This is a genomic window from Granulibacter bethesdensis (assembly GCF_001889545.1).
GTDB lineage: Bacteria > Pseudomonadota > Alphaproteobacteria > Acetobacterales > Acetobacteraceae > Granulibacter > Granulibacter bethesdensis_B.
In genome coordinates, this window is record NZ_CP018194.1 from 2542195 (window position 1) to 2565253 (window position 23059).

The window sequence follows — 23059 nt, forward strand, 5'->3', positions numbered from 1 at the left end:
TTGTACTCACACCACAGAGTACCCTGCCGGAATACAGGGGATCAGTGTCCGGAAAGCCGACAGCACGACGCAGGTGGTCGGCTGTCGGCTTTTTATCTGTTGCCGATGCTCCTGCTGCTCACTGCGTGCGGCGGCTCGCCACCGGGGGGCGGAATTGCGGCCAGTCAATGGCAGTGCGCCCCTTTTGCACGCGCCGTCTCCGGCATCGCATTATCCGGGGATGCCGCGGATTGGTGGGATCAGAATGGTGGCCGTTACCTTTCCAGCCATCAACCATCGCGCGGCGCCGTCATGATTTTCGCACGCTCCCGCCGCCTGCCGCATGGCCACGCATCGGTGGTCGAGGATGTTCTCGGCAGCCGCACCATCACCGTGGCACATGCCAATTGGGTTCATGGCGTTGTCAATACCAGCCAGACCGTGGTTGACATCTCCCCCCACAATGACTGGTCTCTTGTGCGCGTCTGGTGGCCACCGGCCGGGACAATGGGTACCACCCCCTATCCGGTACGCGGCTTTCTCTCCCGTGATGGTCGTGGAGCCGATCCAGCGCAGATCATGACGATGGCAGAGCTGACAGCACACTCCAGTGCCTATTGAACCATCATCACGCGCATCATTCCATACGTCCAATAGCGCATGACGCAGGGTTGTCGTATGATGTGATCCTTCCCGACTGGGTAGTGACCCAAAGGATATAGCGCTGGTTAATGGCTTGCGTTATCGCCATGTCCGCGCCATCTCCTGTTCGGTAACCGGTTCGCGCCTCGGAGAGATCATGGGTAGTCTGAGCATCTGGCATTGGCTGATTCTGCTGGCGGTTGTCGCCATCCTGTTCGGGGGTGGGGGCAAAATCAGCGGTCTCATGGGCGATCTCGGCAAAGGGATCAAATCCTTCAAGCGGAGCATGGCGGAAGAGGACGATGCTTCCATGGAGCATGATCCGAAAAATCCCGCGGTGCCGCCACCTGCCCCGAATGCATCCCTGGGGAACCAGCAGCCCACACAGCATGAGACGACCCCTCGTCCACAATCTCATGTCTGACAACATCGCTTTATATCGGCAGGGTTGAGGATAGACATGACCGAGACAGTCGCGTCGGTCGGACAGCCGCCGGAATGGGCTGCTGTCACCATTGTTGCAGCCGGACAACGGATGGATGCACGCGGCTGGGTGCCGGCAACCGCCGGGAATATCAGCGTCCGTCTGCCCGATGATACCATCGCCATTACCAGCAGCGGCAACCACAAGGGCTTCCTGAAGACCTCCGACATCATGGTGGTCGATCAGGCCGGTAAGCCTTTGACCCCCGGGCTTAAACCCAGCGCGGAGACCCTGCTGCATTGCCAGATCTATCGTCTGGACAACCAGGCCGGTGCAGTCGTGCATGGCCATTCCGTTGCCGCCACCGTGCTGTCGATGGCACCGGGACAAAACGACGCCCCGCCCGATTTCATTCGGCTGGAAGGGTATGAGGTGCTGAAAGTATTCGGCGTGAAAACCCACCAGATCACGCTGGATTTACCCATTCTGGACAATGATCAGGATATGGAAAGACTGGCCAGCGTTGCCGAACCGATACTTCTTCGTGGCGCACCGCTCGGATATTTAATCCGTGGCCATGGCGTCTATGTATGGGGGGGCGATATGGCAGCCGCTCTGGCACGGCTGGAAGGTCTCGAATTCCTGCTGGCTTGTGAGCTGGAACGCCGTCGCCTGCGCTGAGACATCTGGATTGACCGGGGGCATACGAGATGAGCCGTCTGACTATCTACACAGACTCCATACCGGATACACCGCTGCTCCGGACCGAAGATCCAGGACAGATTGCACAGGAGCTGAGCAACATCGGTGTTCGCTTCGAACGCTGGGCCAGTGCTGTTACCCCGTCCCCCGATGATGACGAAGCGACCATTCTCGCCGCCTATCGTCCTTATCTGAATGCGCTGATGGGCGAAACGGGTGCCGGCAGTGCGGATGTGATCCGCCTGCGACCCGATACACCGAACCTGCCCGCGTTACGGCAGAAATTCCTGTCCGAGCATACCCATACCGAGGATGAAGTCCGTTTCTTTGTGCATGGCAGTGGCAATTTCATTCTCCATGTCGATGACCGGGTTTATGACGCACACTGCACACAGGGTGATCTCATTTCCGTTCCCACTGGCATCAAACACTGGTTCGATGCGGGCGAAACCCCTTTCGTCACTGCCCTGCGTGTGTTCACCGATACGACAGGCTGGGTGGCCCATTATACGGGCGATCAGATTGCCGACCGCTTCCCGGCTGCCTGATAGCTCTGCCTTTTCTCCTGCATAAGGCCCGCCATGAATCCTCCCAAGGCCATTCTGACCGATATCGAAGGCACAACCACACCAATCGCCTTCGTGCATCAGGTTCTGTTTCCCTATGCCAAAGCCAATATAGCCGGATTTCTGGCAGCCTATTCGGATGATGAAGCAGTTGCCGCCATCCTGGCCGATATAGAGACGCAATATCCGGGCCGTCCGGCGCTGGAAACATTGCTGGGCTGGATGGATGAGGATGCGAAAATCACCCCGCTGAAAGCACTGCAAGGCATGATCTGGCGGGAAGGATATCGCAGTGGCGCCCTGCAGGCGCAGGTACACCCGGATGCCGCACAGACCCTGCGCGCATGGCATGAGGCCGGTCTCAACCTGTTCGTCTATTCATCCGGCTCGGTCGAAGCCCAGCAATTGCTGTTTTCCTATTCCGATCAGGGTGATCTGTCGCTGTTGTTCGGCGGCTTTTTCGATACCAGAATCGGTGGCAAGCGCGAAGCAGACAGCTATCGACATATTATCGCCAATACCGGCATGCAACCGCAGAGCATGCTGTTCCTCTCTGATATCGAAGAAGAGCTGGACGCAGCGCTGGATGCGGGTTTGCGCACCTGCCAGCTCGTCCGTGCCGGAGATAACGGGGGGGCACCCACCCTGCGCCACCCCCATGCCCCGGATTTTATCGCCGTCGCACACCAGTTTGGTCTGCCCCATCCCTGATGCGGGATGATCGCCCTTTCTCTTTCAACGTTTGGGCAGGGTCAGGACTCCTGCAGGCGGAGACAAATTTGTCGGAGAAGGGCCCGTTGCGGCTGAACCGGGTGTCGCCGGAGGCTCAGGCACCACAGGCTCAGGCAAAGGTGCCGTCTTGACGCCGGGAGGAGCCTGCAAGGTCTGTTGCTGCACAGCCCCCGGCACCGAGATCATTGACGTATCCTGCAACCAGTCCTTCAGTGAATGCCGAATCTGATATTCCAGTTCGACATTCATATCGTTCATCATACCTTTGGTGACATCGTAGAGCGCCGCCTGCAACGCATTTGGGCCACGATCGGGATCCGTCAGCGCTCTGGTAACGCGGGCCTCGGCAAAGCCGCTGCGTGTGCCGCTGCCAGTATAGACATCGACATGCACCGCCATCGCCCCGTTCAGCATGCCATGTGACGGAACAATCGAGGCATCCAGAATCTTCACCTCGGCCCGGCCGCTGCTGCCGCCCGGCACGATGCGCTCTCTCAGATCCTCCGCCAGCGCCTGCGCGGGAGGAACCGGCGATTGCGGACCAAGATCACCCGCCTTCGGCAGGAAATCCGGTGTCACCTGCACATCACCCACATTCAGACGCAGCTTGGTGAGATAGGAATAATTGAGCGGTGCGAAACTGCGCGGCTCATCATCGCTGGAGCAGGCTGCCAGTGCGGCCATGACGGCCATGGCGGTGAGGCGCAGAACATGCGCCGCCATCGGATACCTCCGCACGCGCCAGGCAGATGGGGGGAAGGATGTCATCGCCGGAGTCTCACACTGCACGTTCATTCGATCTCTTCCACTTGCTTCAGCCACTCTGCCCAGGCGCATCCTTATTCAGGCTTTACCCCGGACCTCTTCACGCGCGAACCGGAAATCAAGGTTACAGAATTCACAGGTCATGACGATATCCTGCTCAACCGTCATATGATCCAGATCGTCGGTGCTGAAAGTTTCCAGAACACCTGCCAGCCGTGCCCGGCTGCACCGGCAACCGAAGGCCAGCGCTCGCGGGCGATCCGCCGCGACACCTTCGGAATGGAACAGTTGATACAGCAGACGCTCCGGCGGCAGCTCATCATCCAGCAGTTCCGAATCACGCAGCGTCCCGGCCAGCGCCAGAGCGGCGCGCCAGCTTTCCTGATGATCCTCCGTTATCTCCGGCAGTGCGCCCGTGCCGCCTTCCCGTGCCACCTGCTCCAGCACAAGGGCGCCAGCCCGCCAGCCATTTTCTGTCTGGCGACAGGCCAGTTGCACATGACACTGCATCTGCTCGCTGGTCTGGAAATAATGCAGCGCCATGGCAGCGAGCGTCTCCCCCTCAATGCCGACGATCCCCTGATGAGGCTCCCTGTCCGGTCCCTGATCGACCAGAAAGGCGAAATATCCCTGCCCCAGCAATTGGGCGGCAGTGGGTTGGGGCGTCTCTGCCAGAAGGGCTTCAAGCGCTTCACCGTCAGTACGGGCATAGCCACGCAGCGCACCGGTATCGGTGCAGTCCGCCAGCAGCAGACGCAACGGGCCGTCACCCTTGATCTGCACGCTGAAGGAGCCGCGGAATTTCAACGCTCCGGCCATGGCGGCAGCCAGAGCCAGCACCTGACCGACCAGCTCCGCCACAACGGGCGGATGATCATGGCGGTTCAGCAAGGCATCCGCCAACGGGCCAAGACGTACAAGACGGCCACGGACCGGACGATCGGGAATGAAAAAAGGCGTCATACCACGCGGCACGACGATATCGGGGACGTCTGGACGTCCACCATCCAGAAATGCGGGTGTATCGGACATGAGACGCTAAATAGGCGCTGCCTGCCCTTACCGCTACTGTCTTGTGATGGCATTTCTGCACCCGACCGACCCATACGATCAGCGCAGGGAGGCTGATACACACGATCATGGACGGGAAATGCAGGCACATCAGCCATTCTCAGGCGAGACAGGAGGCTCAGGTGAGATAGGAATGCACCAGCCTGATCAGTTCCTCAGCCGCCCGAGATGAATCCCGTGCGTTCCGGGCATCGACAATCTGCTCCCGGATATGATCCTCGATGATTTCCGCGATGAATCCATCCATCGCTCCGCGACAGGCTGTCGCCTGCTGGATCAGTTTGGTACTGGCGGCACCCTGCTCCAGAACCGCGCGATGCAACGCATCGACCTGCCCGCGAATACGCTTGAGCCGCTTCAGGAGTCTGGTTTTTTCATCGGCCCTGGAGGGGATCTGGATATTTTCGGGGGTTGATCTCATACCCCCATGGGTATACGCCAAAGGCCGTGATGAATGCGAGGCTTTCCTGTCGCGCAATCAGCCACGACTTCGCGACCGGCCTTCACCGGTCATGTGCAACCAGTCAGGGATCACCATGAACCCGCGATCCAGCAGCCAGCCCCCGGAAGGCGACAGTAGGCGTTTCACGCCTGCACTGACGATTCCGACGGGCTGGACATCATGCCCGGGTGTGCATGGAACACCGATAGCAAGGCGTCCGCAGGGCTGAGACCATGCGCCGCCGATCTTTCGGCGGCCAGACACTCCCGAGCTTCAGCAACCGCTTGAGCAAAAAGGAGGTGTCTGTGATGAGCACCCTTCTTCATATCGACGATCTGCACCGTCACCTGACGCTGCTGCCGGAAACGCTTTTCCAAACCGGGCAGACGATATCCCGTCCCATCCTGCGCGCTCAATGGCATGTAGGGGAAGATGGCCGCCCGGCCTGCAGGTGGGTAGCAGCCACCCCGCCCACATCTCACGCAACCCGCTAAAAAACGAGCCTCCGGCTGGCTCCGGGCCTGATAATTTCCGTTCAGGCCCGGAGAGACTGTCAGATGACGTATTCGGGAGGGGGCAGAGTCTGATCCATGGTCAGTGCGGGCATGCCCTTGTTGGGCGGACCTACCGGCCGCGCCGGAACGCCCACCACCGTGGTATAGGGAGGAACCGGGTCCAGCACGATACTGCCCGCACCAACCTTCGCCCCCTCACCGATCGTCACATTGCCGAGTATCTTGGCACCGGCACCGATCAGTACGCCGCGCATGACCTTGGGATGGCGATCCCCGATTTCCTTACCGGTTCCGCCCAGCGTGACCTCCTGCAGGATGGAAACATCATCCTCCACAACGGCTGTCTCACCGATCACCAGACCGGTCGCATGGTCGATCAGAATACCATGACCCAGCCGGGCCGCGGGATGGATATCAACTGCGAAGCATTCCGACATACGGCTTTGAAACACCCGCGCCATATGCTCCCGGCCATGGGCCCAGAGATGATGGCTGATGCGATACGCCTGCAAGGCCTGAAACCCCTTGAAAAACATGAACGGGGTGAGAAGGTCCGGACAGGCGGGATCGCGATCCCGGATTGCCGTCAGGTCAATGATCGCGCTTTCCACCAGAGCGGGATCGGTCTCATACGCATCGCCGATCGGCCCCAGCAACTGGGCCGCCGGCATCCATTCATTGCCGAGCTTATGCGCGATCAGGGCACTGAGTGCCGCCGGGAAACATCCATGCACCAGCAAGGCACGTTCCAGCCCGGCTGACATAGCCGGATCGGCCAGGGCAATTTCCCGCGCTTCACGACACAGGTTGAACCACGCCTCCTCGACATGGATCGAACCGGCGGCAACCCGGCGGCATAAGGCGGCAGTGGCTGAGGACATCATGTCTCACTGGATGCTATCGTTGCAGGGAACGTAGGAAGCCTACCCTTTTCCTGCCAGAGCCTACGGCGTGCCTTCATACTATCGTAGCATTCCCATGGCCCAGACCAGCACGCCTTTCTGGGCGTGAAGACGGTTCTCAGCCTCATCGAACACCACGGAATGAGGGCCATCAATCACGCCATCCGTGACTTCCTCCCCCCGATGGGCGGGCAGGCAATGCATGAACAACGCATCCGGCGCCGCCAGCGCCATCAGCGCTTCATCCACCTGATAGGGGCGCAGCTTTTCATGACGGCCTGCAGGATCGTCGGACATGCTGACCCAACAATCCGTCACCACACATTGCACACCGGCGACCGCCTCTTTCGGATCAGCCACCAGCGTCACATCCCCGCCATTATCCCGCGCCCAGGCAACGATATCAGCGTGCGGCTGGAGTGTATCAGGGCAGGCCAGACGCAGGCTGAACCCGAACCGCGCCGTGGCCTCGATCCAGCTATGAGCCACATTATTGCCATCCCCGATCCAGGCAACGGTCTTACCGGCAATCGGGCCGCGATGCTCCTCGAATGTCAGGATATCGGCCATGATCTGACAGGGATGAGACAGCTCCGTCAGGCCATTGATGACCGGAACAGCAGCATGGCGCGCCAGCTCATGCAGTTTCGTGCTTGATCCGGTACGCAGCATCACCGCATCAACATAGCGGGACAGCACCCGTGCCGTATCGGCCAGCGTCTCACCACGACCGAGCTGCATTTCCTTGCCCGAGAGCATGATGACATCACCGCCAAGCTGACGCATGGCCAGTTCAAAGCTGATGCGGGTCCGGGTGCTGGGTTTTTCGAAAATCAACGCCAGCGTGCGCCCTGCCAGCGGGCGGGAGGACGTATCGGCGCGCTTGAACCCGGCGGCAGCATCCAGCATGCGGCGCAGTGCATCCGGCTCAATGTCTTTCAGATCCAGAAAATGCCGGACACAGGAAGCGTCCGGACCGGCTCCGGCAGCAATTCTGGCGGACATGCTCATGATGCAGCCCCCACCATTTCACGCGCAAGTGTTGCGGCCGTCTCACGAATGATCGAAAGGGCCGCATCGCAATCTGCTTCCGTCACAACCAGCGGAGGCGCCAGACGGAGCACATTTTCTCCGGCTGCCACACTCAGCAAACCATTTTTACGCAACGCTTCCTGTACGGCCGTATTGGCGGGACCGCAGAGCAGGCCAAGCAACAGGCCCTTGCCGCGCACATCCTTGAAGATCTGTGGGTAATCCAGAACAATGGCCTCCAGCCCGGTGCGCAGCTGCTGCCCGCGTTGCTGGACAGCATCCAGAAATCCGGGAGCCAACACTACATCCAGCACGGCATTGGCCGCAGCACAGGCCAGCGGGTTGCCACCATAGGTAGTGCCATGCGTGCCGGGCGTCAGATGACGCGCCAGTTCGTGGCGCGCCAGCACGGCCCCCATCGGGAAACCGCCCGCAATCCCCTTGGCGGAGGACATGACATCCGGCGCGGCATCATGCGCCCATTCATGCGCCCAGAGCCGACCGGTGCGCCCCATGCCACATTGAATTTCGTCATAACCAAGCAACAGCCCATGCTCATCGCACAGCGCCCGAAGCTGACGCAGGAAATCGAGCGCGATCACACGGATACCGCCCTCACCCTGAATAGGCTCAATCAGGATACCCGCCGTTTCCGGCGTGATGGCCGCCCGCACCGCGGCGATATCGCCGGGAGGAACCTGATCAAACCCATCGACCGCCGGACCGAAACCCGCCTGATATTTCGGATTGCCGGTGGCAGAGAGCATGGCCAGAGTCCGACCATGGAATGCTCCCTGAAAGCAGATCATCCGCCAGCGTTCCGGATGCCCGGTCTCGCTCTGGGTGCGACGGATCAGCTTGACCAGCCCTTCATTGGCCTCGGCCCCGGAATTGCAGAAAAATGCGGCCTCCGCGAAGGAATGCGCCGTCAGACGCTCGGCCAGACGTTCGGCCTCCGGCACGCGATAGAGGTTGGAGACATGCATGACCTTCGCCGCCTGCGCCGCGATAGCACCGGTCAGGCCGGGATGCGCATGTCCGAGCGAAGAAGTAGCAATCCCCGCTCCGAAATCGAGGTATCGTCGGCCATTCACTGCCGTCAGCCATGCGCCTTCTCCCCGCTCGAAAGCGAGATCGGCACGGTTGTAATTCGGCATCAGGGCGGAGGTCACCAACAGAGTCCTTGATATTTCGGTTTTTAAACTCCGATTTTCCGCACCTTGAGTGGGTAAGTCAATTATTCTGACCGCATATCGGATGCCGAACCCTTCGCAAGCCAATAAAGCCAATGTCCTTACATGCTCCTCTGCTGCCTGACGAAGCTGCGTTATATGAAGCGGCTCTGCGCTATCTCAGCCGGTTCGCGGCCACGCGAACGGGGGTAGCCCGCATGCTGGAACGCCGGATCAAGCGATGGGCGCGCATGATGGAGGGGACGGATATGGATCATTCCGCGCTGCCCGACGCCATCCATCAGGCGCAACAGGCGGCCCGGAAGGTCATTGAGCGTCTGGAACGCAGCGGCGTGCTGGATGACGCCGCCTTTGCCGCCGCCCGCACCAGCAGCCTGACCCGCGCCGGCCGCTCCCGCCGCGCCGTCGCCGCTCATCTGGTAGCAAAGGGAGTGCCGTCAGAGCTGGTGGCACAAAGCCTGCCGGATGATCCTGCGCTTGAACTTGCTGCTGCGGTGCGACTGACGAAACGCAGAAAACTGGGGCCATTTGCGGCAGAGGGACCGACACCGCAGGCCCGGCAACGTGCGCTGGCCGCCATGGCCAGAGCCGGGTTCGATGGAAGGACTGCCCAACAGGCTTTGGGTATGGAACGCGATGAAGCGGAGGCTTTACTGGATGCGTTGCGCTCAGGGATTTAAAGAATGCGTCGACAGGAAATCACTTGAGTGCACAATACCCATCTGATGCAGCATAACTGCACTTACCATGTGCTGTTATACTCCGTCAGAAGTGGCAACAGCCTTCTTCGAAAACGTATAGTGCCTGTGCCCAACATACGAAATCGCAACAGGCGACAGCACGCCGATGAAATGGGCAATATCATCCGCATGCCATGTCAGCCCCACCCAGGGAAACAAAACCTTTGCCAGAGCAAGGCTCACACCCCAGACAACAAACAACGCAAATCCATTCACGACCGCAAACCGCCTGAACTCTGAAGCGCGGGAGCGTCCCGACTCATCGAACACGTACATTCGTGCCAGAACATAGGCCGTGATCATGCCGAACAGATAGGCAATCGGCACGGCCACCCAGAACGGCATCACGAGATTCAGAAGATAGCGACAACCAAGATTAACCAGGGCCGCGACGCCACCCGTCAACAGGAAGCGCAGGAATTGCTGGCTCATAGCGCGCCTTTTTGTCCCTCGATGGAGGCCTCGATAGATTGCGCCATCAGCCTGCCATAGCGGACGCTTTCCGAAATGCCGCGATCTTCCGGGTAATAGAAACAGGTATCCGCAATCTGAAGCCCCTTCACCTGTGTCTGGACAGGCGGAATCCGGCTGGCAAAGCCGGGCGGGCAAACAGGCTGGGCATGGCGCAGACGGCCAACACGCGCATCAATGCGGTCACTGTCCGTCAGTGCAGGGTTAACCCGCTTGAGATAGGAAAACGCCTCGTTCAGCAGATCATCATCCGCGCGCGCCCAGTTGGGCTGATCAACCGGCATGTAGTAAGGCACATACACAATCGTATCACCGGTCGGACGCAGATTGGAGAACTCCACAAAGCCGGGAATACCCATCTCCGGATCGACGACATTGACCCAGAAATGAGGCGTGACCTGTTTGCGCAATTTAAAGATCAGGCAGGCCACGCCAATATTCAGAATATCCGCGTACCGTTGCCGGTCCGGCAGATCAGGCACCATCTCCGGGATTAACGGCGTGGGCACAGTGAGAATGGCGGCATCACATGCTATTTCCTCACCCGCAACGACCACACCGCGTACCCGGCCCTGCTCGGTCAGAACCTTCCCCACCGGGGCACGCAGGCGGATTTTGCCGCCGCCTGTCTCTATGGCCTGCACCAGCCTTGCAATCAGCGTTTCGGAGCCGCCCTCGATATAGCCAAGCTCCTCCTGCATGATGGAACGACGGGATGTGCCGACACGCTTGATGCGTGTCCAGATCCATGCCGCAGAAACAGGGTCAGCGTACTGATAGAATTTCAAATCAAACAGGGAGCGCCACAGTTTTTGATAAACACTCCGGCCGCACCATGCCTCAATCCATGTCTTCGCAGAAATGTTTTCCAGTGATCCGGCCGCTTTTCGCCTGGTTGCCAGAAACATCATCAGGCCGTAGCGGAATTTTTCAATCAGCGTGAGGCCGGGAAATTTGAGCAGGGCGACGGGGGTACCCCATTCGCTCAGTTTGCCCTCAAAAAAATAGCCCATGCTGGTCGGCATCCAACGCATTTGATCGCCGATACCCAGCTCCTGCATCAGATCGAAAGTCGGTTGATCCGATTTACAAACAAAATGATAGTAGCGCTCCAGAGACAAGCCGCCGAAATCGAAATGCGCCGCCATACCGCCCGGCACCGCATCCGCTTCATAGACGGTAACATCATGACCGGCTTTGACCGCATGATAGGCCGCCGCCAATCCCATGGCACCTGCACCGACAACTGCAACACGTGCCATCTCTCAGAACTCCAGAGCAATCTGCGCATAGGTCGGATCGCGGAAGGTCACCTCCAACGCCTTGCTCAAGGGCGTTGGATGCACCCCGAAAATACCGGGCCAGTCGATGACTTCAAAAATATCCGGCGTCACCAGAGCCTTCAACTGGCTGGCGGTAAAAGGCGGATTGCTGTTCACCAGCGCATAGATCTTGAGCAACAGCCAGAACAGGCCATAAGGAATCGTCACGATCCGCGCCTTTGCGCCCGTAGCTGTTTTTACGGCACGCATCAGGTCGATATAGTCGATACGCTCCAGCCCGGTGATGTTGAAAGCAGAGCCATGATGCGGTTTCTCAAGACAGGCACTGATGATGTCACAAAAATCACCGACAAATAGCGGTTGGCGCAGATAGCGCCCATTCCCCGGAATCGGGAAAACCGGCACTTTTTTCATGAAACGGGCCAGCCAGCCCAGATGCTTCCGATCGAACCAGCCGAACATCAGGGTCGGGCGCAAAATAGTGACAGGCAGGCCGCTTTCGACAACCAGCTTTTCCTGTGCCTTTTTCGATTCCGTGTAAAAATCCCGTGCGGCGGAATTCACCACCGACGAGGAAATATGCACGACATTGCTGATTCCTGCTTTTTGAGCGGCAGCAATGACCTTCTCTGTCGCCGTGATATTATTGGCGATAAAAGGCTCCTCCGTCAGGGCACCGATCTGAGCATGATTCAGCACCAGCGCATCCGCACCTGAAAAAGCATCCTGCCACGGCCCATCTTTTGAAAGATCAGCCTCAATGACGTCGATCCCGGGATGCAGCTTGCGCAGCAACGCGGTATTGGACGGATGCTTGTCGATGGCAATGATCCGGCCAGCCTGGCGGGCCACCAGACGCTGAATCAGATTTTGTCCCACCAGACCGGCGGCTCCGGTGACGATAATCGTCCGTGTCATATTCAAGGGTCGTCCCTTTACAGGCGGGTCTTGTGGAAAATACGGGCAGGTACCGAACGGATAACCAACATGATCAAACGCCAGAATCCCGGTGCATAAACAATGGTCCTGCCGTTTTCTGCAGCACCTGCAATGATTTTTCCAAGCTGCTCTGCACTGGCCCAGAGCGGTCCTTTGGAAAAGCCTGCCGTCATTGGCGTATCAACAAAACCCGGTTTGATGAGAACAGCGCGGGCACCGCTGCGAGCAAGCCGATGGGCAATACCCTGCACCAGCACCCCAAGCCCTGCTTTCGCAGCGCCATAGACATAGTTCGACTGCCGTCCCCGATCCCCAGCCACCGAGCCGATGACAACCAGGCTACCGAATGTCTGCTTCTCAAGCAGATTGGACGCTGCCTGACACCACAAGGCAGCACTGACAAAATTCACCTGCAGCAGATCGACCAAAGCAGTCGGGTTCCGCTCCAGCATTGTCTGATCACCGAGCACTCCATAAGCGAGCAGCACGATATCCAGCCCACCAAACCGGGCCGCAATGTCATCGAGCGCGGCAACAGACTCCGCCTTTGCACAGTCGCAGGAAACCGTCACGATTTCGGAGGCTCCCCGCGTGGCCAGATCATCGGCAATCACGGCCAGACGCCCCTCATCACGGGCAAGCAGCCCGATACGGGCGCCCTGCGCCGCCCAGAGACGCGCCGCTTCCTGTGCCATGGCAGAGGTTGCGCCCAAAATCAGAATCCGCTTGGGCGCTCTCATTGCGACACACGCTGCCAGAAACTGGACGTCATGACCGGATCCTTGTGAGGAAGAAATTGATCGAGCCGGGGAAAAGACTGTCTGAACATGCTGGCGCTCATCCGCCCGTCTTTCGCCGGGTAGAGCGCCCCGCCCGCTTCCCGGACGATCTCATCCAGCCGCAGCAAAGTGGCCAAAGTCCCGGCGCCACGGAAGGGAAAATCCAGCGCCAGAGTGGCACCGGGGCGAGGAAACGATAACAGCCCTGGTGAGACTTTCTCACCGAACGTCTTGAGCACGGCGAGAAAAGACGCCTCCCCGCTGCTTGCGATGGCATCCAGCAGCACGGGCATAGCCGCACGGGCGGTCTCGAACGGAATGACGCATTGATATTGCAGCATGCCGCGCGCGCCATACAGCCGGTTCCAGTTGCGGATGGCATCAAGCGGATAAAAATGCTGGCTGTAATGCTGGACCTGTTTTCCGGCTTTGCGTTGATGGGCGCGGTAGTACAATGCGTTGAAGGCATGCACGCTGAAGCGATTCAGGGCGAAACCGGGTGCATCCAGCGGAATGGATTTCCAGCTGCGATCATCATGCGGGTCAAGCCGTCCATCCCGCCGCCAGTTGGCGCGCGTGAAGATGCCGCGGCCTGCATGCGGGCCACGTGCCAGGCAATCAATCCAGGCCACAGTATGTTCGAAACCGCCTGCGCTCTCGGACGCCAGATCCCAGAAAGCATCGATATTCTCATAAGGGATGGTTTCCACATCCAGCCACGCGCTGGCAATCGGGGAGAGCTGCAATTCCACCCATTCGATCACCCCTGTCAGGCCAAGCCCCCCGAGCGTCGCCGCAAACAGCCCATTATCACCTCTGGCATCGAGCACACGCCGCTCTCCGTTGCCTCGCAAAAGACCGAGCGCACGCACAGAGCAACCGAAAGAACCGGCAGAATGGTGATTTTTGCCATGCACATCATTGGCAACCGCGCCACCGAGCGTCACGAACCGCGTGCCGGGGCTGGTCGCGGTAAACCAGCCCTTTGGCACAATGAAGCGTAGCAGATCGGACAGACTCATGCCGGCATCAGCCCGCACAATCCCGTTTTGTGCATCGAAATGGATAAACCGGTTCAGCCCGGTCATATCGATCAGGCGACCGCCCGCATTCAGCGGCGTATCACCATAGGAGCGGCGTAACCCGATCGCCAGCAGACTGGAACTGTCACTTTCCGGTCCTGTCAGACCGGACAAATCGGCAGGAAAGGCCGGTCGGGCGACATAATGCGGCTCACGAACCACACGCCCCCAGGAGCAGATATCCGTCCGAAGCGTGAAAGGGGAAGCAGCCATCATCAGACCGGCACAATGGCAGCCACAAACAGGGCTATTGCGGTCGCGCCATAGAATAGTGACACACGATCCTTCAAAGCAAAGGCGACAGGATCATCCTGCAGTTCCTGACGTTGGCACAACAGCCAGATGCGGCCCAGGAACAGAAAAATGATCATGGGAAAACCCCATAACATGGCGGGGTGACGATAAAAACTGGCCTGAAACGCTTCGTCGATCAGATACAGCACCATGATCGCGACCGCCCCCATGCTGGAAGCCACACCGAGCGCCAGAATCAGCGGCGCATCCCCGGCCAGGTAGCCACGTCCGAGCACTTTCCGGTGACCATGCTGCACCATGCGCATCACCTCGGTATGTCGCTTCACCAGCGACAGGGAGAGGAAAATAAACATGGAAAACACCAGCAGCCATGGTGCCAATGCAACACCGGTCACCACCTGCCCCAGCACAAGCCTCATTGTAAACATGCCAGCCAGTAGCAGCACATCGACGATCGGCTCACGCTTGAATTTATAGGAATAAGCAAGGCTCAGGGCCAGATAAATGGCAAGAGTCACGATAGCACCGACACCGTCGGCAGCGGCAAACAGCAGAGCGGCCAATCCACAGAGCATCAGCAGGAACAGGCCGTCATCCAGGGGCAATTGCCCACTGGCGAGCGGACGCTTTTTCTTTGACCAGTGGCGACGGTCCTCAGCCAGATCCCACATGTCATTGGCAATATATGTGCCTGAAGCAAGCAGCCCCATCGCTATGAAGGCCAGTATTGCCGCCCCCCACGCATGGGCCGAAAAAATTTGTCCCCCCAGCACCAGCGGCACAAAAACCAGTGCGTTTTTGGCCCATTGATGAAGCCGCGCCGCCCGCCGGAGCACATTCGCGCGTTGGCCGGAAGGGCGGATATGGGCTAGCACGGGCGTATCAGGCTGAACCTTGCTTCTGAGGCGCTTGCCGCGTTCAACGATGACAGCAGCCCGGGCAGAGCGCCACACATGCAGATCCGCTTCGGAATCACCCGCATAGATGAAACCATTGGGATAATGGCTTGTCAGAGCAGCAGCCTTGGCCGCTCCCTTGAGGTTGCCCCGATCATCAGAGGCCAGAATCTCCGAAATAAAAGGAAACCGGGCGCTTATTTTCTCCGCGATAGCCCGATTGGCAGCCGTTGCCAGGACAATTTTACGTCCCCTCGCCGCCTCCCGCTCCGCCAGCTCAATGATACCGGGCGTCGCAGGAAGCGCATCGATATCCTCCTGGGTCAGTACCTCGGCAAAGCGCTGCTTGAACTGCGCACGACCGGCCATCACCCACAGCGGAAGCCTGACAAGATCAGAAGGGGTATTTTTCAGATGTTGCAGCAGAGATTCATGCAGTGAATCAGTGGCAATGAGTGTTCCATCAAGGTCAAGTACAAGAGGAATTGAAATATCCTGATCCAAGTAAGCCTCTTGCATTGAAATATACGAACCCACGGAATTTTTCAGGCAAACCTGTCCGGCAGCATTCTAAACCTGCCCGTTATCCAGTGGAAGCGACGCCTGTCACAGAAACCGCCGCATGCCACGCATTATGGCAGGCTGGGGGCAGGATACCCCGCCTGCCAGCCTGCATTTTCATTTTTTCAGCCCGTTCATCTGACTGTTCATCTGGGCCATATTCTGTTTCAGCATTATCTCCATCTGCTTACACAAAGCTGTTGGCGTGGTCTGCTGCCGCTTTGCCGCATCCTCTATCGAGATTGTCTGACCACCCATGGAAACAGTGCCAGCCTTCCCGGTCTGTTCAGCGGCAGCTTCACCCGCATCGGCAGGGGGAGGCAGCATGGCGATGATTTTTCGTTGAATATCCAGGGTCTCCGCACCGATATCCCCCCGTGACTGGCAATATTCCAACACACCGAGCTGATTGGCCGCAGCCAGACGCACGACTTTCATATCAGCCACGGGGGCAGGCGCGGCAGGGGCAGCGGAAGGGGCATCAGCGGCCTGTGCCACACCGATGCTGAACAGTCCTGCGACAAAAGCGGGCAGGACATGACGGGTCAGAGTCATGGTCGGCGTCTCCCTGATGTTATTTTCCAGTCCTGACGATAAAGTCTAACGCCCTCTCGGTCAGCCCTGTTGCAGATGCTCCGGGACCACCATGCCCAATCGGACGGGAATGTTCCAGCGCTCGACCATCTGGCGGTAGGGGTGAAATCCGACCCGGCGATACAACGGTAATGCCCGTGGATGATCAGCGTTACAGGTATTCACCGTGACATAGCGCGTGGAACCGCTCGCCCAGGCCATATCCACCGCATGCCGCAGAAAAGCATGGCCCAGCCCACGCCCCACCCAGCCCGGCATCAAGCCGAAATAGCTCAGATTGACAGCAGGCGCATAGCGCGCATCCAGCTCATAAAAGCCGGCTGTCTGCCCGTCTGCTTCCAGGACGAACACCCCGACATGCGGATCGGACAACAGCGCCGCCAGATCCCGGTCCGGCATGACCCGCCGCAACCACCACAGATAGGGCGCCCCCACCGTCGCATAGAGAAAGCGGTAGAATGCAAGGTCGGGTGAAATGACCCGAACGACGCGCACCCCCTCAGGCAATGCAGGCGCCGGGACGGCAGGCGGGCGGTCCATCCGCAGAAACGTCACCGTCACATGCGCGCGGATGACGGGTTCGGAACCGCTCATCCGGCCATGCCCCCGCCACAGGACACCCTCCAGCCGATCAATCGTCCAGGAAGGAGCGCAGCTTGCGGCTCCGGCTGGGGTGTTTCAGCTTGCGGAGCGCCTTGGCCTCGATCTGACGGATGCGTTCACGGGTCACGTTGAACTGCTGGCCGACTTCTTCAAGCGTGTGATCTGTATTCATGCCGATCCCGAAGCGCATGCGCAGCACACGTTCCTCACGCGGGGTCAGGCTGGACAGAACGCGGGTGGTTGCTTCACGCAGATTGGCCTGAATCGCAGCATCCAGTGGAATGATCGCCGCCTTGTCCTCGATGAAATCACCCAGATGGCTGTCTTCCTCGTCACCGATCGGGGTTTCCAGGCTGATCGGTTCCTTGGCGATCTTCAGAACTTTCCGCACTTTCTCCAGCGGCATGCCGAGTTTTTCAGCCAGTTCCTCCGGCTGCGGCTCACGCCCGATCTCGTGCAGCATCTGGCGGCTGGTGCGCACCAGCTTGTTGATCGTCTCGATCATATGCACCGGGATACGGATGGTGCGGGCCTGATCGGCGATGGAACGTGTGATCGCCTGACGGATCCACCATGTCGCATAGGTGCTGAACTTATAGCCACGGCGATATTCGAATTTGTCCACCGCCTTCATCAGGCCGATATTGCCTTCCTGAATCAGATCAAGGAACTGCAAGCCGCGATTGGTGTATTTCTTGGCAATAGAGATCACCAGACGCAGATTGGCCTCGATCATCTCCTTCTTGGCGCGGGCGCTATCGCGTTCACCGCGATTGACGGTCTTGTAAACACGCAGGAATTCGGGGATCGGCAGTCCGGCATCTGCCGCCACCTCACCGATCCGGCCACGAATCAGGCCCACTTCCTGCGGGTAACGGGCCGAAAAATTCTTCCATGCCTTGCCGGGCAGGGTGGAGACACGCTCCAGCCAGTTTGGCTCCAGCTCATGATTACGGTGCTGTTCCAGGAAGGAGTCACGCGGCACTTTGCAGCTTTCCGCCAGACGCAGCAGCTGTCCTTCCAATCCGGTCAGACGCTGGTTGAGCTGCTTGAGCTGAAGGACCAGCTCCTCCACCCGTCCGTTATGCAGCCTGACCTCACTGACCTTGGCGACCAGTTCATCACGCATTTTCTCATAGGTTTTTTCCGAGCGGGCGGTCACCTCCTCACCGGAGGTAAAGCTGTCGAGACGCTTTGACTGCATCTTGGACAATTTTTTATAGATCGCCTCGATTTCCTCGAACCGCTGGAGCGTCTCCGGCTTCAGCTTTTCCTCAAGCGCAGAGAGGGACATGCCGATACCGTCGGCATCGTCTCCATCCTCGGATTCTTCAGGCGGGGGCGGCGGGGCGAAGGCTTCGGCATCTGCCTCGCCTTCCTCGGCCCCTTCTTCTCCGCCTTCCACACCGGGCGGCGGACCGCCCTGGGTGGCTTCCAGATCGATGATGTCACGCAGCAGCATCTCACCGGCCTTGAGACGTTCATGCCAGGTGATGATGGCGCGGAATGTCAGCGGGCTTTCGCACAACCCGCCGATCATCATGTCGCGACCGGCCTCGATACGCTTGGCGATGGCGATTTCGCCCTCACGCGACAGCAGCTCCACGCTGCCCATCTCGCGCAGATACATGCGGACAGGGTCATCCGTGCGGCCGAGGCTTTCCTCGTCCACATTGCCGGAGCGTTCCTCATCCTCGGTTTCTTCCGCCCGTTCGGCACGGGCGGCGGGCTCGCCACTTTCCTCGGTCTCTTCACCCTCGACGACCTGAATGCCCATCTCACTGAGATTGGCCATCACGTCCTCGATCTGTTCGGAGCTGTTCTGCTCCGATGGCAGGACAGCGTTCAGCTCGTCAAAGGTGATGTACCCCCGCTCCTTGCCACGCGCGATCAGGCGTTTCACCGATGCGGACTGCGTGTCGAGCAGGGTCGTTTCCACATCCTGTTCTGACGACGCGCTCTCCGCGGTAGCAGCCTGCTTCGTTGCCATCGATCAAACCACTCCTCAACACATCACAGGCGAGCCCGACACGGAAACCGCGGCTTATGCCTCGGGATCATCCGATTCGCCTCGCCTTATCTTATCACGTGCCTGAACCAGCGCCGTCAGCCGCCGCTGGCTCTGCTCGTCCCCATGTTCATCCCACGCACGCTGCGCCGCCATGACTTCCTGATCCAGACGATCCTGATGCAGAAAGCCAAAAATGTGCCACCATGCCGCCTCGGCCTCCGCCGGCATCACCGCGCCGCCGGAAACCGCACAGTTTGGAAGCGGAAAAGGATGAGGCGCGAAAACACGCTCCACCTCCCGACCAAGCCCCGAGCGTTGCAGGTGGTCTATCAGCCCCTCCGAGTCAAGCGGGTCCGTATGATCCGGGATCGCAAGGATCGCCCGGCGCAGCCTGTCCAGCCAGTCCGGCAGGTCGAGCGTGGCGAAAGCTTCCTCCACATCATGCAGCAGCGACGGATGGCTGAGCAGAATGGCGGTCAGAATACGCAAACGTTCGATCCCGGCCATTTCCGCAGCCAGAGCCGGGTCCAGACGGTTCGGCGCGGGCTGAGTGAACTGCCAGCCGCTCCACCGGCTTCCTCCGCCATAGTTTCCCCCTCTGCGAGCACCTGCGGCAGGGCGGCGCAGCGCGTAAAATTTTTCACGCAGGGCCGAGCGGTATTCAGCCGCCAGCGTCTTGTCTGCAATGCGGGCAGCGGCATCGTTCAGGCGGCGCTGAAACACGGCCCGCTGCTCCGGCGTGTCCAGCGCCTGCCCTTCCCGCAGCATGGCGAACAGCGCATCGGCAAAGCTGCGTCTGCGTGCATCGTCCAGCACAGCGGAGAATGCATCCGACCCACGCGCGCGGATCAGGCTGTCAGGATCTTCGCCGGGGGGCAGCCTCGCCACAGACAGGGTGCGTTCGGTCGTCAGCAAAGGCAGCGCCAGTTCCGCCACCCGCAGCGCGGCCCGCGCACCAGCCGCATCCCCGTCGAAGCACAGGATCGGCGCCGGGGAAAGCTGCCACAACGCATCAAGCTGCTCCTCCGTCAGCGCCGTGCCGAGCGGGGCCACGGCGCCGCTGAACCCGGCCTGATGCAGGGCGATGACATCCATATAGCCTTCGACAGCCAGCAATGCCGCGCCGCCACGCACTGCCTCCCGCGCCAGATCCAGCGCATAAAGTGACCGCCGCTTGGAAAAGACCGCCGTTTCAGGGCCATTCACATATTTGGGCTGTCCATCGCCCAGAATACGGCCCCCGAAGCTGATAATCCGGCCGCGCCGGTCACGGATCGGGAACATGACCCGCTCATGAAACTGGTCCCACGGACGGCGAGTCGGACCATCCTCATCCAGCCGGAGCAACCCGGCCTCGGCGAGTTGCTCCGGGGTGATCCCCTTTCCGGCCATCGCCGCCGTCAGACTACCCCGCGCGGGCGCCCAGCCCAGACCGAAGCGGCGGATCGTCGCCTCGCTCAATCCCCGCTCCAGCAGATAGGTCAGGCCACGCTGACCCTCCGGCTGTAATAACAACGTCGCATAATAGTCACCGGCCTGCGCCAGAACCTCATGCACCCCGGCACGGGCCTCGGCCTGCCGGGCTTCTTCCCGGCTCGGCTTTGGCATATCCAGCCCGGCCTCGGCGGCAAGCTGCTCCACCGCCTCCAGAAAACCGGCCCCCTGCGACTGCATGACGAAACTGACGACATCCCCATGCACACCACAGCCAAAGCAGTGGAAATGGTCGTCATACACGTAAAAAGAGGGCGTTTTCTCACCATGGAAAGGGCAGCAGCCTTTCCAGTTGCGTCCGGCTTTGCTCAGCCGGACGCGACGACCGATCACCGAAGCAATCGGCGTCCGCGCCCGCAACTCATCCAGAAAATCAGGCGACAAAGCCATTCCGGCACGCCCCCTTGCAGGAGGTTCCGGCTTTAGCCGTTCAGACGTGCTTTCACCAGCGCCCCGGCGGACGCCATGTCGATGGTCGCCGCATATTTCCCCCGCAGCACCGCCATGACTTTCCCCATATCCTTTACACCGCTTGCGCCGCTTTCCGCGATCGCCGCATCGACAGCCGCCGCCGTCGCGGCTTCATCCATGGCCTGCGGCAGGAAGCTTTCGATCACCGCGATCTCTGCCTCTTCCTTTTCCGCCAGTTCCGGGCGATTTCCCTGAAGATAGAGGGTCACGCTCTCCCGCCGGGATTTGATCATGCCGCGCATCATCACCTGAAGCGCGGTATCATCTACTGTTTCCCCTTTGGCCCGTGCCTCGATATCCTGCTCCTTCATTTTGGCGATGATCAGCCGGATGGCCGCGACACGCGCCGTATCGCCGCTTTTCATCGCGGTTTTCATCTGGTCCATGAAGTCATCGCGCAGGGCCATGGCGGGCCTCCATCTGGTATTTGATTTCCCGAAATCGGGAAGTGAGAAAAATTATGTCGAAAGTGGGAAATTATTTCCCAAGCGCCTTTGGGTGCCCTATATTAGCACGCATGACAACCAGTGTAGACGATATCATCGAACGCCTGGGCGGCGCGGACGGCGCTGCACGCAGGCTTGGCGTGGGCACGGAAGCCCTTCGCAAGTGGCGTCAGTCCCGCTCGATCCCCGCGCGCCACTGGCCCGCACTGATCGAGTCGCTCGGCATTACGCTGGAGGATATTCCCGGCGCCCCGGCCCGCACCACGCTGATGGAAGCGCCTCCGGAAGGGGCCACCGCCGTGCTGGCGCTCAGCGATGGCACGCTGTTCTGGGGACGCGGCTTCGGCGCGCCGACACAGGCGACGCAGCCGGCTGAAATCTGCTTCAGCACCGGGCTGACCGGATATCAGGAAACCCTGACCGACCCGTCTTTCGCCGGACAGATCATCACCTTCACCTTCCCGCATATCGGCAATGTCGGCGCCAACAAGGATGATATGGAGGCCGCCACCATCGCCGCACGCGGGCTGGTGGTGAAGGAAGACATTACCGCCGCCTCGAACTGGCGGGCGGAAAGCAGCCTTGACGCCTGGCTTCAGCATCGCGGCATCACCGGCATTTCAGGTGTGGATACGCGCGCGCTGACATTGCGCATCCGTGATCTGGGCGCGCCGCATGGCATCATCTCCTTTCCTGCGGACGGGCATTTCGACATTGCCGCCCTGGTAGAAGCCGCCGCCGCATGGCCCGGACTGGAAGGGCTGGATCTGGCGAAGGACGTCTCCTGCACCCAGAGCTATGAATGGTCCGAAGGCACCTGGTCCTGGCCCGGAGCCTTCTCCGCGCCCACGCCGAAGCATCATGTCGTGGCGGTGGATTACGGAGCGAAGCGCAACATCCTGCGCAGCCTCGCCAATGCCGGATGCCGGGTGACGGTCGTGCCGGCCACCGCCTCCGCCGAGGATATCCTGCGGCACAATCCGGATGGCGTGTTCCTGTCCAACGGCCCTGGCGATCCGGCCGCAACAGCCGCCTATGCCGTGCCTGCCATTCGTGGCGTGCTGGACGCTGGCAAGCCGGTTTTCGGCATCTGCCTTGGCCACCAGCTGCTGTCTCTGGCGCTGGGGGCCAAAACCTACAAGCTCGATCTCGGGCATCGCGGGGCCAACCAGCCGGTCAAGGAACTGGCAACCGGTCGCGTGGAGATCACCAGCCAGAATCATGGTTTCGCCGTGGATGCGTCCTCCCTGCCTGAGGGGGTGGAGGTCACGCATGTCAGCCTGTTCGACGGATCGAACGAGGGTATCGCCGCGCCGTCGAAGCGTTGCTTCAGCGTGCAATATCATCCGGAAGCCAGCCCCGGCCCCAGCGACAGCCATCATCTGTTCCATCGTTTCGTGGACATGCTGGGGTCGTAAGACCCGAGCCTGCGCCCCTTTTTTCAGGATAGCCCGGCCCTGCCTGCCGGG

The 23059-nt window shown here is 60.0% G+C and carries 25 protein-coding genes; 8 read left to right on the forward strand and 17 right to left on the reverse strand.

From position 1 onward, the window contains the following. Window positions 1–105 precede the first annotated feature (105 nt). From GbCGDNIH8_RS11695 to mtnC, 5 genes are all read left to right on the forward strand, one after another. Complete coding sequence (locus GbCGDNIH8_RS11695) at window positions 106–600, forward strand: CHAP domain-containing protein (protein WP_253736040.1); 495 nt, start codon at window positions 106–108, stop codon at window positions 598–600. A 178-nt stretch (window positions 601–778) separates the two neighbouring features. Then, entirely contained in the window at window positions 779–1045 is a 267-nt protein-coding gene (locus tag GbCGDNIH8_RS11700; RefSeq protein ID WP_072573857.1) for a twin-arginine translocase TatA/TatE family subunit, read from the forward strand. 36 nt (window positions 1046–1081) lie between these two features. Beyond that, window positions 1082–1726: a methylthioribulose 1-phosphate dehydratase gene (locus GbCGDNIH8_RS11705; protein ID WP_072573322.1), complete on the forward strand. Its 645-nt coding sequence runs from the start codon at window positions 1082–1084 to the stop codon at window positions 1724–1726. Window positions 1727–1755: 29 nt separating this feature from the next. Next, window positions 1756–2295 (forward strand): 1,2-dihydroxy-3-keto-5-methylthiopentene dioxygenase, encoded by a 540-nt coding sequence (locus GbCGDNIH8_RS11710; protein WP_072573323.1) that lies wholly within the window; start codon window positions 1756–1758, stop codon window positions 2293–2295. 33 nt (window positions 2296–2328) lie between these two features. Continuing rightward, window positions 2329–3024, forward strand: coding sequence for an acireductone synthase (gene mtnC, locus GbCGDNIH8_RS11715; protein ID WP_072573324.1), 696 nt, complete (start codon window positions 2329–2331; stop codon window positions 3022–3024). Window positions 3025–3048: 24 nt separating this feature from the next. Here the strand turns inward: mtnC and GbCGDNIH8_RS11720 are convergent, their stop codons facing one another. The 3 genes from GbCGDNIH8_RS11720 to GbCGDNIH8_RS11730 form a co-directional block, all read right to left on the reverse strand. Then, the gene (locus GbCGDNIH8_RS11720) at window positions 3049–3768 is read right to left on the reverse strand and encodes a hypothetical protein (RefSeq protein ID WP_072573325.1); all 720 of its coding nucleotides are present in this window, start codon (window positions 3766–3768) and stop codon (window positions 3049–3051) included. Between the two features lie 120 nt (window positions 3769–3888). Then, window positions 3889–4842 (reverse strand): Hsp33 family molecular chaperone HslO, encoded by a 954-nt coding sequence (hslO, locus tag GbCGDNIH8_RS11725; RefSeq protein WP_072573326.1) that lies wholly within the window; start codon window positions 4840–4842, stop codon window positions 3889–3891. A 157-nt stretch (window positions 4843–4999) separates the two neighbouring features. Further along, entirely contained in the window at window positions 5000–5302 is a 303-nt protein-coding gene (locus GbCGDNIH8_RS11730) for a metal/formaldehyde-sensitive transcriptional repressor (protein WP_072573327.1), read from the reverse strand. Window positions 5303–5631: 329 nt separating this feature from the next. Between GbCGDNIH8_RS11730 and GbCGDNIH8_RS11735 the strand changes: the two genes are divergently transcribed. After that, on the forward strand, window positions 5632–5817 hold the full coding sequence (locus tag GbCGDNIH8_RS11735; RefSeq protein ID WP_157692646.1) for a hypothetical protein: 186 nt from the start codon (window positions 5632–5634) through the stop codon (window positions 5815–5817). Window positions 5818–5876: 59 nt separating this feature from the next. Here GbCGDNIH8_RS11735 and cysE read toward each other — a convergent pair whose 3' ends face one another. The 3 genes from cysE to GbCGDNIH8_RS11750 all read right to left on the reverse strand — a co-directional run bounded on the left by cysE (window position 5877) and on the right by GbCGDNIH8_RS11750 (window position 8944). Beyond that, window positions 5877–6719: a serine O-acetyltransferase gene (cysE, locus tag GbCGDNIH8_RS11740; RefSeq protein ID WP_072573858.1), complete on the reverse strand. Its 843-nt coding sequence runs from the start codon at window positions 6717–6719 to the stop codon at window positions 5877–5879. Window positions 6720–6800: 81 nt separating this feature from the next. Next, the gene (gene argF, locus GbCGDNIH8_RS11745; protein ID WP_072573329.1) at window positions 6801–7745 is read right to left on the reverse strand and encodes an ornithine carbamoyltransferase; all 945 of its coding nucleotides are present in this window, start codon (window positions 7743–7745) and stop codon (window positions 6801–6803) included. A gap of 2 nt (window positions 7746–7747) precedes the next feature. Then, a complete protein-coding gene (locus GbCGDNIH8_RS11750) occupies window positions 7748–8944 on the reverse strand; it encodes an aspartate aminotransferase family protein (RefSeq protein WP_095206460.1) in 1197 nt (398 codons plus the stop codon). A 116-nt stretch (window positions 8945–9060) separates the two neighbouring features. Between GbCGDNIH8_RS11750 and GbCGDNIH8_RS11755 the strand changes: the two genes are divergently transcribed. Then, the gene (locus GbCGDNIH8_RS11755; protein WP_072573330.1) at window positions 9061–9645 is read left to right on the forward strand and encodes a regulatory protein RecX; all 585 of its coding nucleotides are present in this window, start codon (window positions 9061–9063) and stop codon (window positions 9643–9645) included. A 75-nt stretch (window positions 9646–9720) separates the two neighbouring features. On the opposite strand, the gene GbCGDNIH8_RS11760 is transcribed toward GbCGDNIH8_RS11755, so the two are convergent. From GbCGDNIH8_RS11760 to GbCGDNIH8_RS11810, 11 genes are all read right to left on the reverse strand, one after another. Further along, window positions 9721–10137, reverse strand: a complete 417-nt coding sequence (locus tag GbCGDNIH8_RS11760; RefSeq protein WP_072573331.1) for a GtrA family protein — start codon at window positions 10135–10137, stop codon at window positions 9721–9723. Next, window positions 10134–11438, reverse strand: a complete 1305-nt coding sequence (locus GbCGDNIH8_RS11765; protein WP_072573332.1) for an NAD(P)/FAD-dependent oxidoreductase — start codon at window positions 11436–11438, stop codon at window positions 10134–10136. The genes GbCGDNIH8_RS11760 and GbCGDNIH8_RS11765 overlap by 4 nt, the downstream gene beginning before the upstream one ends. Window positions 11439–11441: 3 nt before the next feature. Next, window positions 11442–12377 carry an NAD-dependent epimerase/dehydratase family protein gene (locus tag GbCGDNIH8_RS11770; RefSeq protein WP_072573333.1) on the reverse strand — a complete coding sequence of 312 codons (936 nt, stop codon included), beginning with the start codon at window positions 12375–12377 and terminating at the stop codon, window positions 11442–11444. 17 nt (window positions 12378–12394) lie between these two features. After that, entirely contained in the window at window positions 12395–13138 is a 744-nt protein-coding gene (locus tag GbCGDNIH8_RS11775; protein ID WP_072573334.1) for an SDR family NAD(P)-dependent oxidoreductase, read from the reverse strand. Beyond that, complete coding sequence (locus GbCGDNIH8_RS11780) at window positions 13135–14472, reverse strand: FAD-binding oxidoreductase (protein ID WP_072573860.1); 1338 nt, start codon at window positions 14470–14472, stop codon at window positions 13135–13137. Before GbCGDNIH8_RS11780 ends, GbCGDNIH8_RS11775 begins: the two co-directional genes overlap by 4 nt. A gap of 2 nt (window positions 14473–14474) precedes the next feature. Next, window positions 14475–15914 carry a UbiA family prenyltransferase gene (locus tag GbCGDNIH8_RS11785; protein WP_253736042.1) on the reverse strand — a complete coding sequence of 480 codons (1440 nt, stop codon included), beginning with the start codon at window positions 15912–15914 and terminating at the stop codon, window positions 14475–14477. A gap of 174 nt (window positions 15915–16088) precedes the next feature. Then, on the reverse strand, window positions 16089–16526 hold the full coding sequence (locus GbCGDNIH8_RS11790) for a pore-forming ESAT-6 family protein (RefSeq protein ID WP_081369004.1): 438 nt from the start codon (window positions 16524–16526) through the stop codon (window positions 16089–16091). Window positions 16527–16586: 60 nt separating this feature from the next. Beyond that, complete coding sequence (locus tag GbCGDNIH8_RS11795; RefSeq protein WP_072573336.1) at window positions 16587–17159, reverse strand: GNAT family N-acetyltransferase; 573 nt, start codon at window positions 17157–17159, stop codon at window positions 16587–16589. A 37-nt stretch (window positions 17160–17196) separates the two neighbouring features. Further along, window positions 17197–19158, reverse strand: a complete 1962-nt coding sequence (rpoD, locus tag GbCGDNIH8_RS11800; protein WP_072573337.1) for an RNA polymerase sigma factor RpoD — start codon at window positions 19156–19158, stop codon at window positions 17197–17199. Window positions 19159–19212: 54 nt separating this feature from the next. Beyond that, window positions 19213–21063 (reverse strand): DNA primase, encoded by a 1851-nt coding sequence (gene dnaG, locus GbCGDNIH8_RS11805; protein ID WP_072573338.1) that lies wholly within the window; start codon window positions 21061–21063, stop codon window positions 19213–19215. 32 nt (window positions 21064–21095) lie between these two features. Beyond that, complete coding sequence (locus GbCGDNIH8_RS11810; protein ID WP_072573339.1) at window positions 21096–21551, reverse strand: GatB/YqeY domain-containing protein; 456 nt, start codon at window positions 21549–21551, stop codon at window positions 21096–21098. A gap of 110 nt (window positions 21552–21661) precedes the next feature. On the opposite strand from GbCGDNIH8_RS11810, the gene carA reads away from it, so the two are divergent. After that, complete coding sequence (carA, locus tag GbCGDNIH8_RS11815; protein ID WP_072573340.1) at window positions 21662–23008, forward strand: glutamine-hydrolyzing carbamoyl-phosphate synthase small subunit; 1347 nt, start codon at window positions 21662–21664, stop codon at window positions 23006–23008. Window positions 23009–23059: the final 51 nt, after the last annotated feature.

What these genes read in the sequence shown, in the direction of transcription:
- GbCGDNIH8_RS11695 (WP_253736040.1), top strand. Translation starts at nt 106, where the DNA reads ATGCTCCTGCTGCTCACTGCGTGCGGCGGCTCGCCACCGGGGGGCGGA.
- GbCGDNIH8_RS11700 (WP_072573857.1), top strand. Translation starts at nt 779, where the DNA reads ATGGGTAGTCTGAGCATCTGGCATTGGCTGATTCTGCTGGCGGTTGTC.
- GbCGDNIH8_RS11705 (WP_072573322.1), top strand. Translation starts at nt 1,082, where the DNA reads ATGACCGAGACAGTCGCGTCGGTCGGACAGCCGCCGGAATGGGCTGCT.
- GbCGDNIH8_RS11710 (WP_072573323.1), top strand. Translation starts at nt 1,756, where the DNA reads ATGAGCCGTCTGACTATCTACACAGACTCCATACCGGATACACCGCTG.
- mtnC (WP_072573324.1), top strand. Translation starts at nt 2,329, where the DNA reads ATGAATCCTCCCAAGGCCATTCTGACCGATATCGAAGGCACAACCACA.
- GbCGDNIH8_RS11720 (WP_072573325.1), bottom strand. Translation starts at nt 3,768, where the DNA reads ATGGCGGCGCATGTTCTGCGCCTCACCGCCATGGCCGTCATGGCCGCA.
- hslO (WP_072573326.1), bottom strand. Translation starts at nt 4,842, where the DNA reads ATGTCCGATACACCCGCATTTCTGGATGGTGGACGTCCAGACGTCCCC.
- GbCGDNIH8_RS11730 (WP_072573327.1), bottom strand. Translation starts at nt 5,302, where the DNA reads ATGAGATCAACCCCCGAAAATATCCAGATCCCCTCCAGGGCCGATGAA.
- GbCGDNIH8_RS11735 (WP_157692646.1), top strand. Translation starts at nt 5,632, where the DNA reads ATGAGCACCCTTCTTCATATCGACGATCTGCACCGTCACCTGACGCTG.
- cysE (WP_072573858.1), bottom strand. Translation starts at nt 6,719, where the DNA reads ATGTCCTCAGCCACTGCCGCCTTATGCCGCCGGGTTGCCGCCGGTTCG.
- argF (WP_072573329.1), bottom strand. Translation starts at nt 7,745, where the DNA reads ATGTCCGCCAGAATTGCTGCCGGAGCCGGTCCGGACGCTTCCTGTGTC.
- GbCGDNIH8_RS11755 (WP_072573330.1), top strand. Translation starts at nt 9,061, where the DNA reads ATGTCCTTACATGCTCCTCTGCTGCCTGACGAAGCTGCGTTATATGAA.
- GbCGDNIH8_RS11760 (WP_072573331.1), bottom strand. Translation starts at nt 10,137, where the DNA reads ATGAGCCAGCAATTCCTGCGCTTCCTGTTGACGGGTGGCGTCGCGGCC.
- GbCGDNIH8_RS11765 (WP_072573332.1), bottom strand. Translation starts at nt 11,438, where the DNA reads ATGGCACGTGTTGCAGTTGTCGGTGCAGGTGCCATGGGATTGGCGGCG.
- GbCGDNIH8_RS11770 (WP_072573333.1), bottom strand. Translation starts at nt 12,377, where the DNA reads ATGACACGGACGATTATCGTCACCGGAGCCGCCGGTCTGGTGGGACAA.
- GbCGDNIH8_RS11775 (WP_072573334.1), bottom strand. Translation starts at nt 13,138, where the DNA reads ATGAGAGCGCCCAAGCGGATTCTGATTTTGGGCGCAACCTCTGCCATG.
- GbCGDNIH8_RS11780 (WP_072573860.1), bottom strand. Translation starts at nt 14,472, where the DNA reads ATGGCTGCTTCCCCTTTCACGCTTCGGACGGATATCTGCTCCTGGGGG.
- GbCGDNIH8_RS11790 (WP_081369004.1), bottom strand. Translation starts at nt 16,526, where the DNA reads ATGACTCTGACCCGTCATGTCCTGCCCGCTTTTGTCGCAGGACTGTTC.
- GbCGDNIH8_RS11795 (WP_072573336.1), bottom strand. Translation starts at nt 17,159, where the DNA reads ATGAGCGGTTCCGAACCCGTCATCCGCGCGCATGTGACGGTGACGTTT.
- rpoD (WP_072573337.1), bottom strand. Translation starts at nt 19,158, where the DNA reads ATGGCAACGAAGCAGGCTGCTACCGCGGAGAGCGCGTCGTCAGAACAG.
- dnaG (WP_072573338.1), bottom strand. Translation starts at nt 21,063, where the DNA reads ATGGCTTTGTCGCCTGATTTTCTGGATGAGTTGCGGGCGCGGACGCCG.
- GbCGDNIH8_RS11810 (WP_072573339.1), bottom strand. Translation starts at nt 21,551, where the DNA reads ATGGCCCTGCGCGATGACTTCATGGACCAGATGAAAACCGCGATGAAA.
- carA (WP_072573340.1), top strand. Translation starts at nt 21,662, where the DNA reads ATGACAACCAGTGTAGACGATATCATCGAACGCCTGGGCGGCGCGGAC.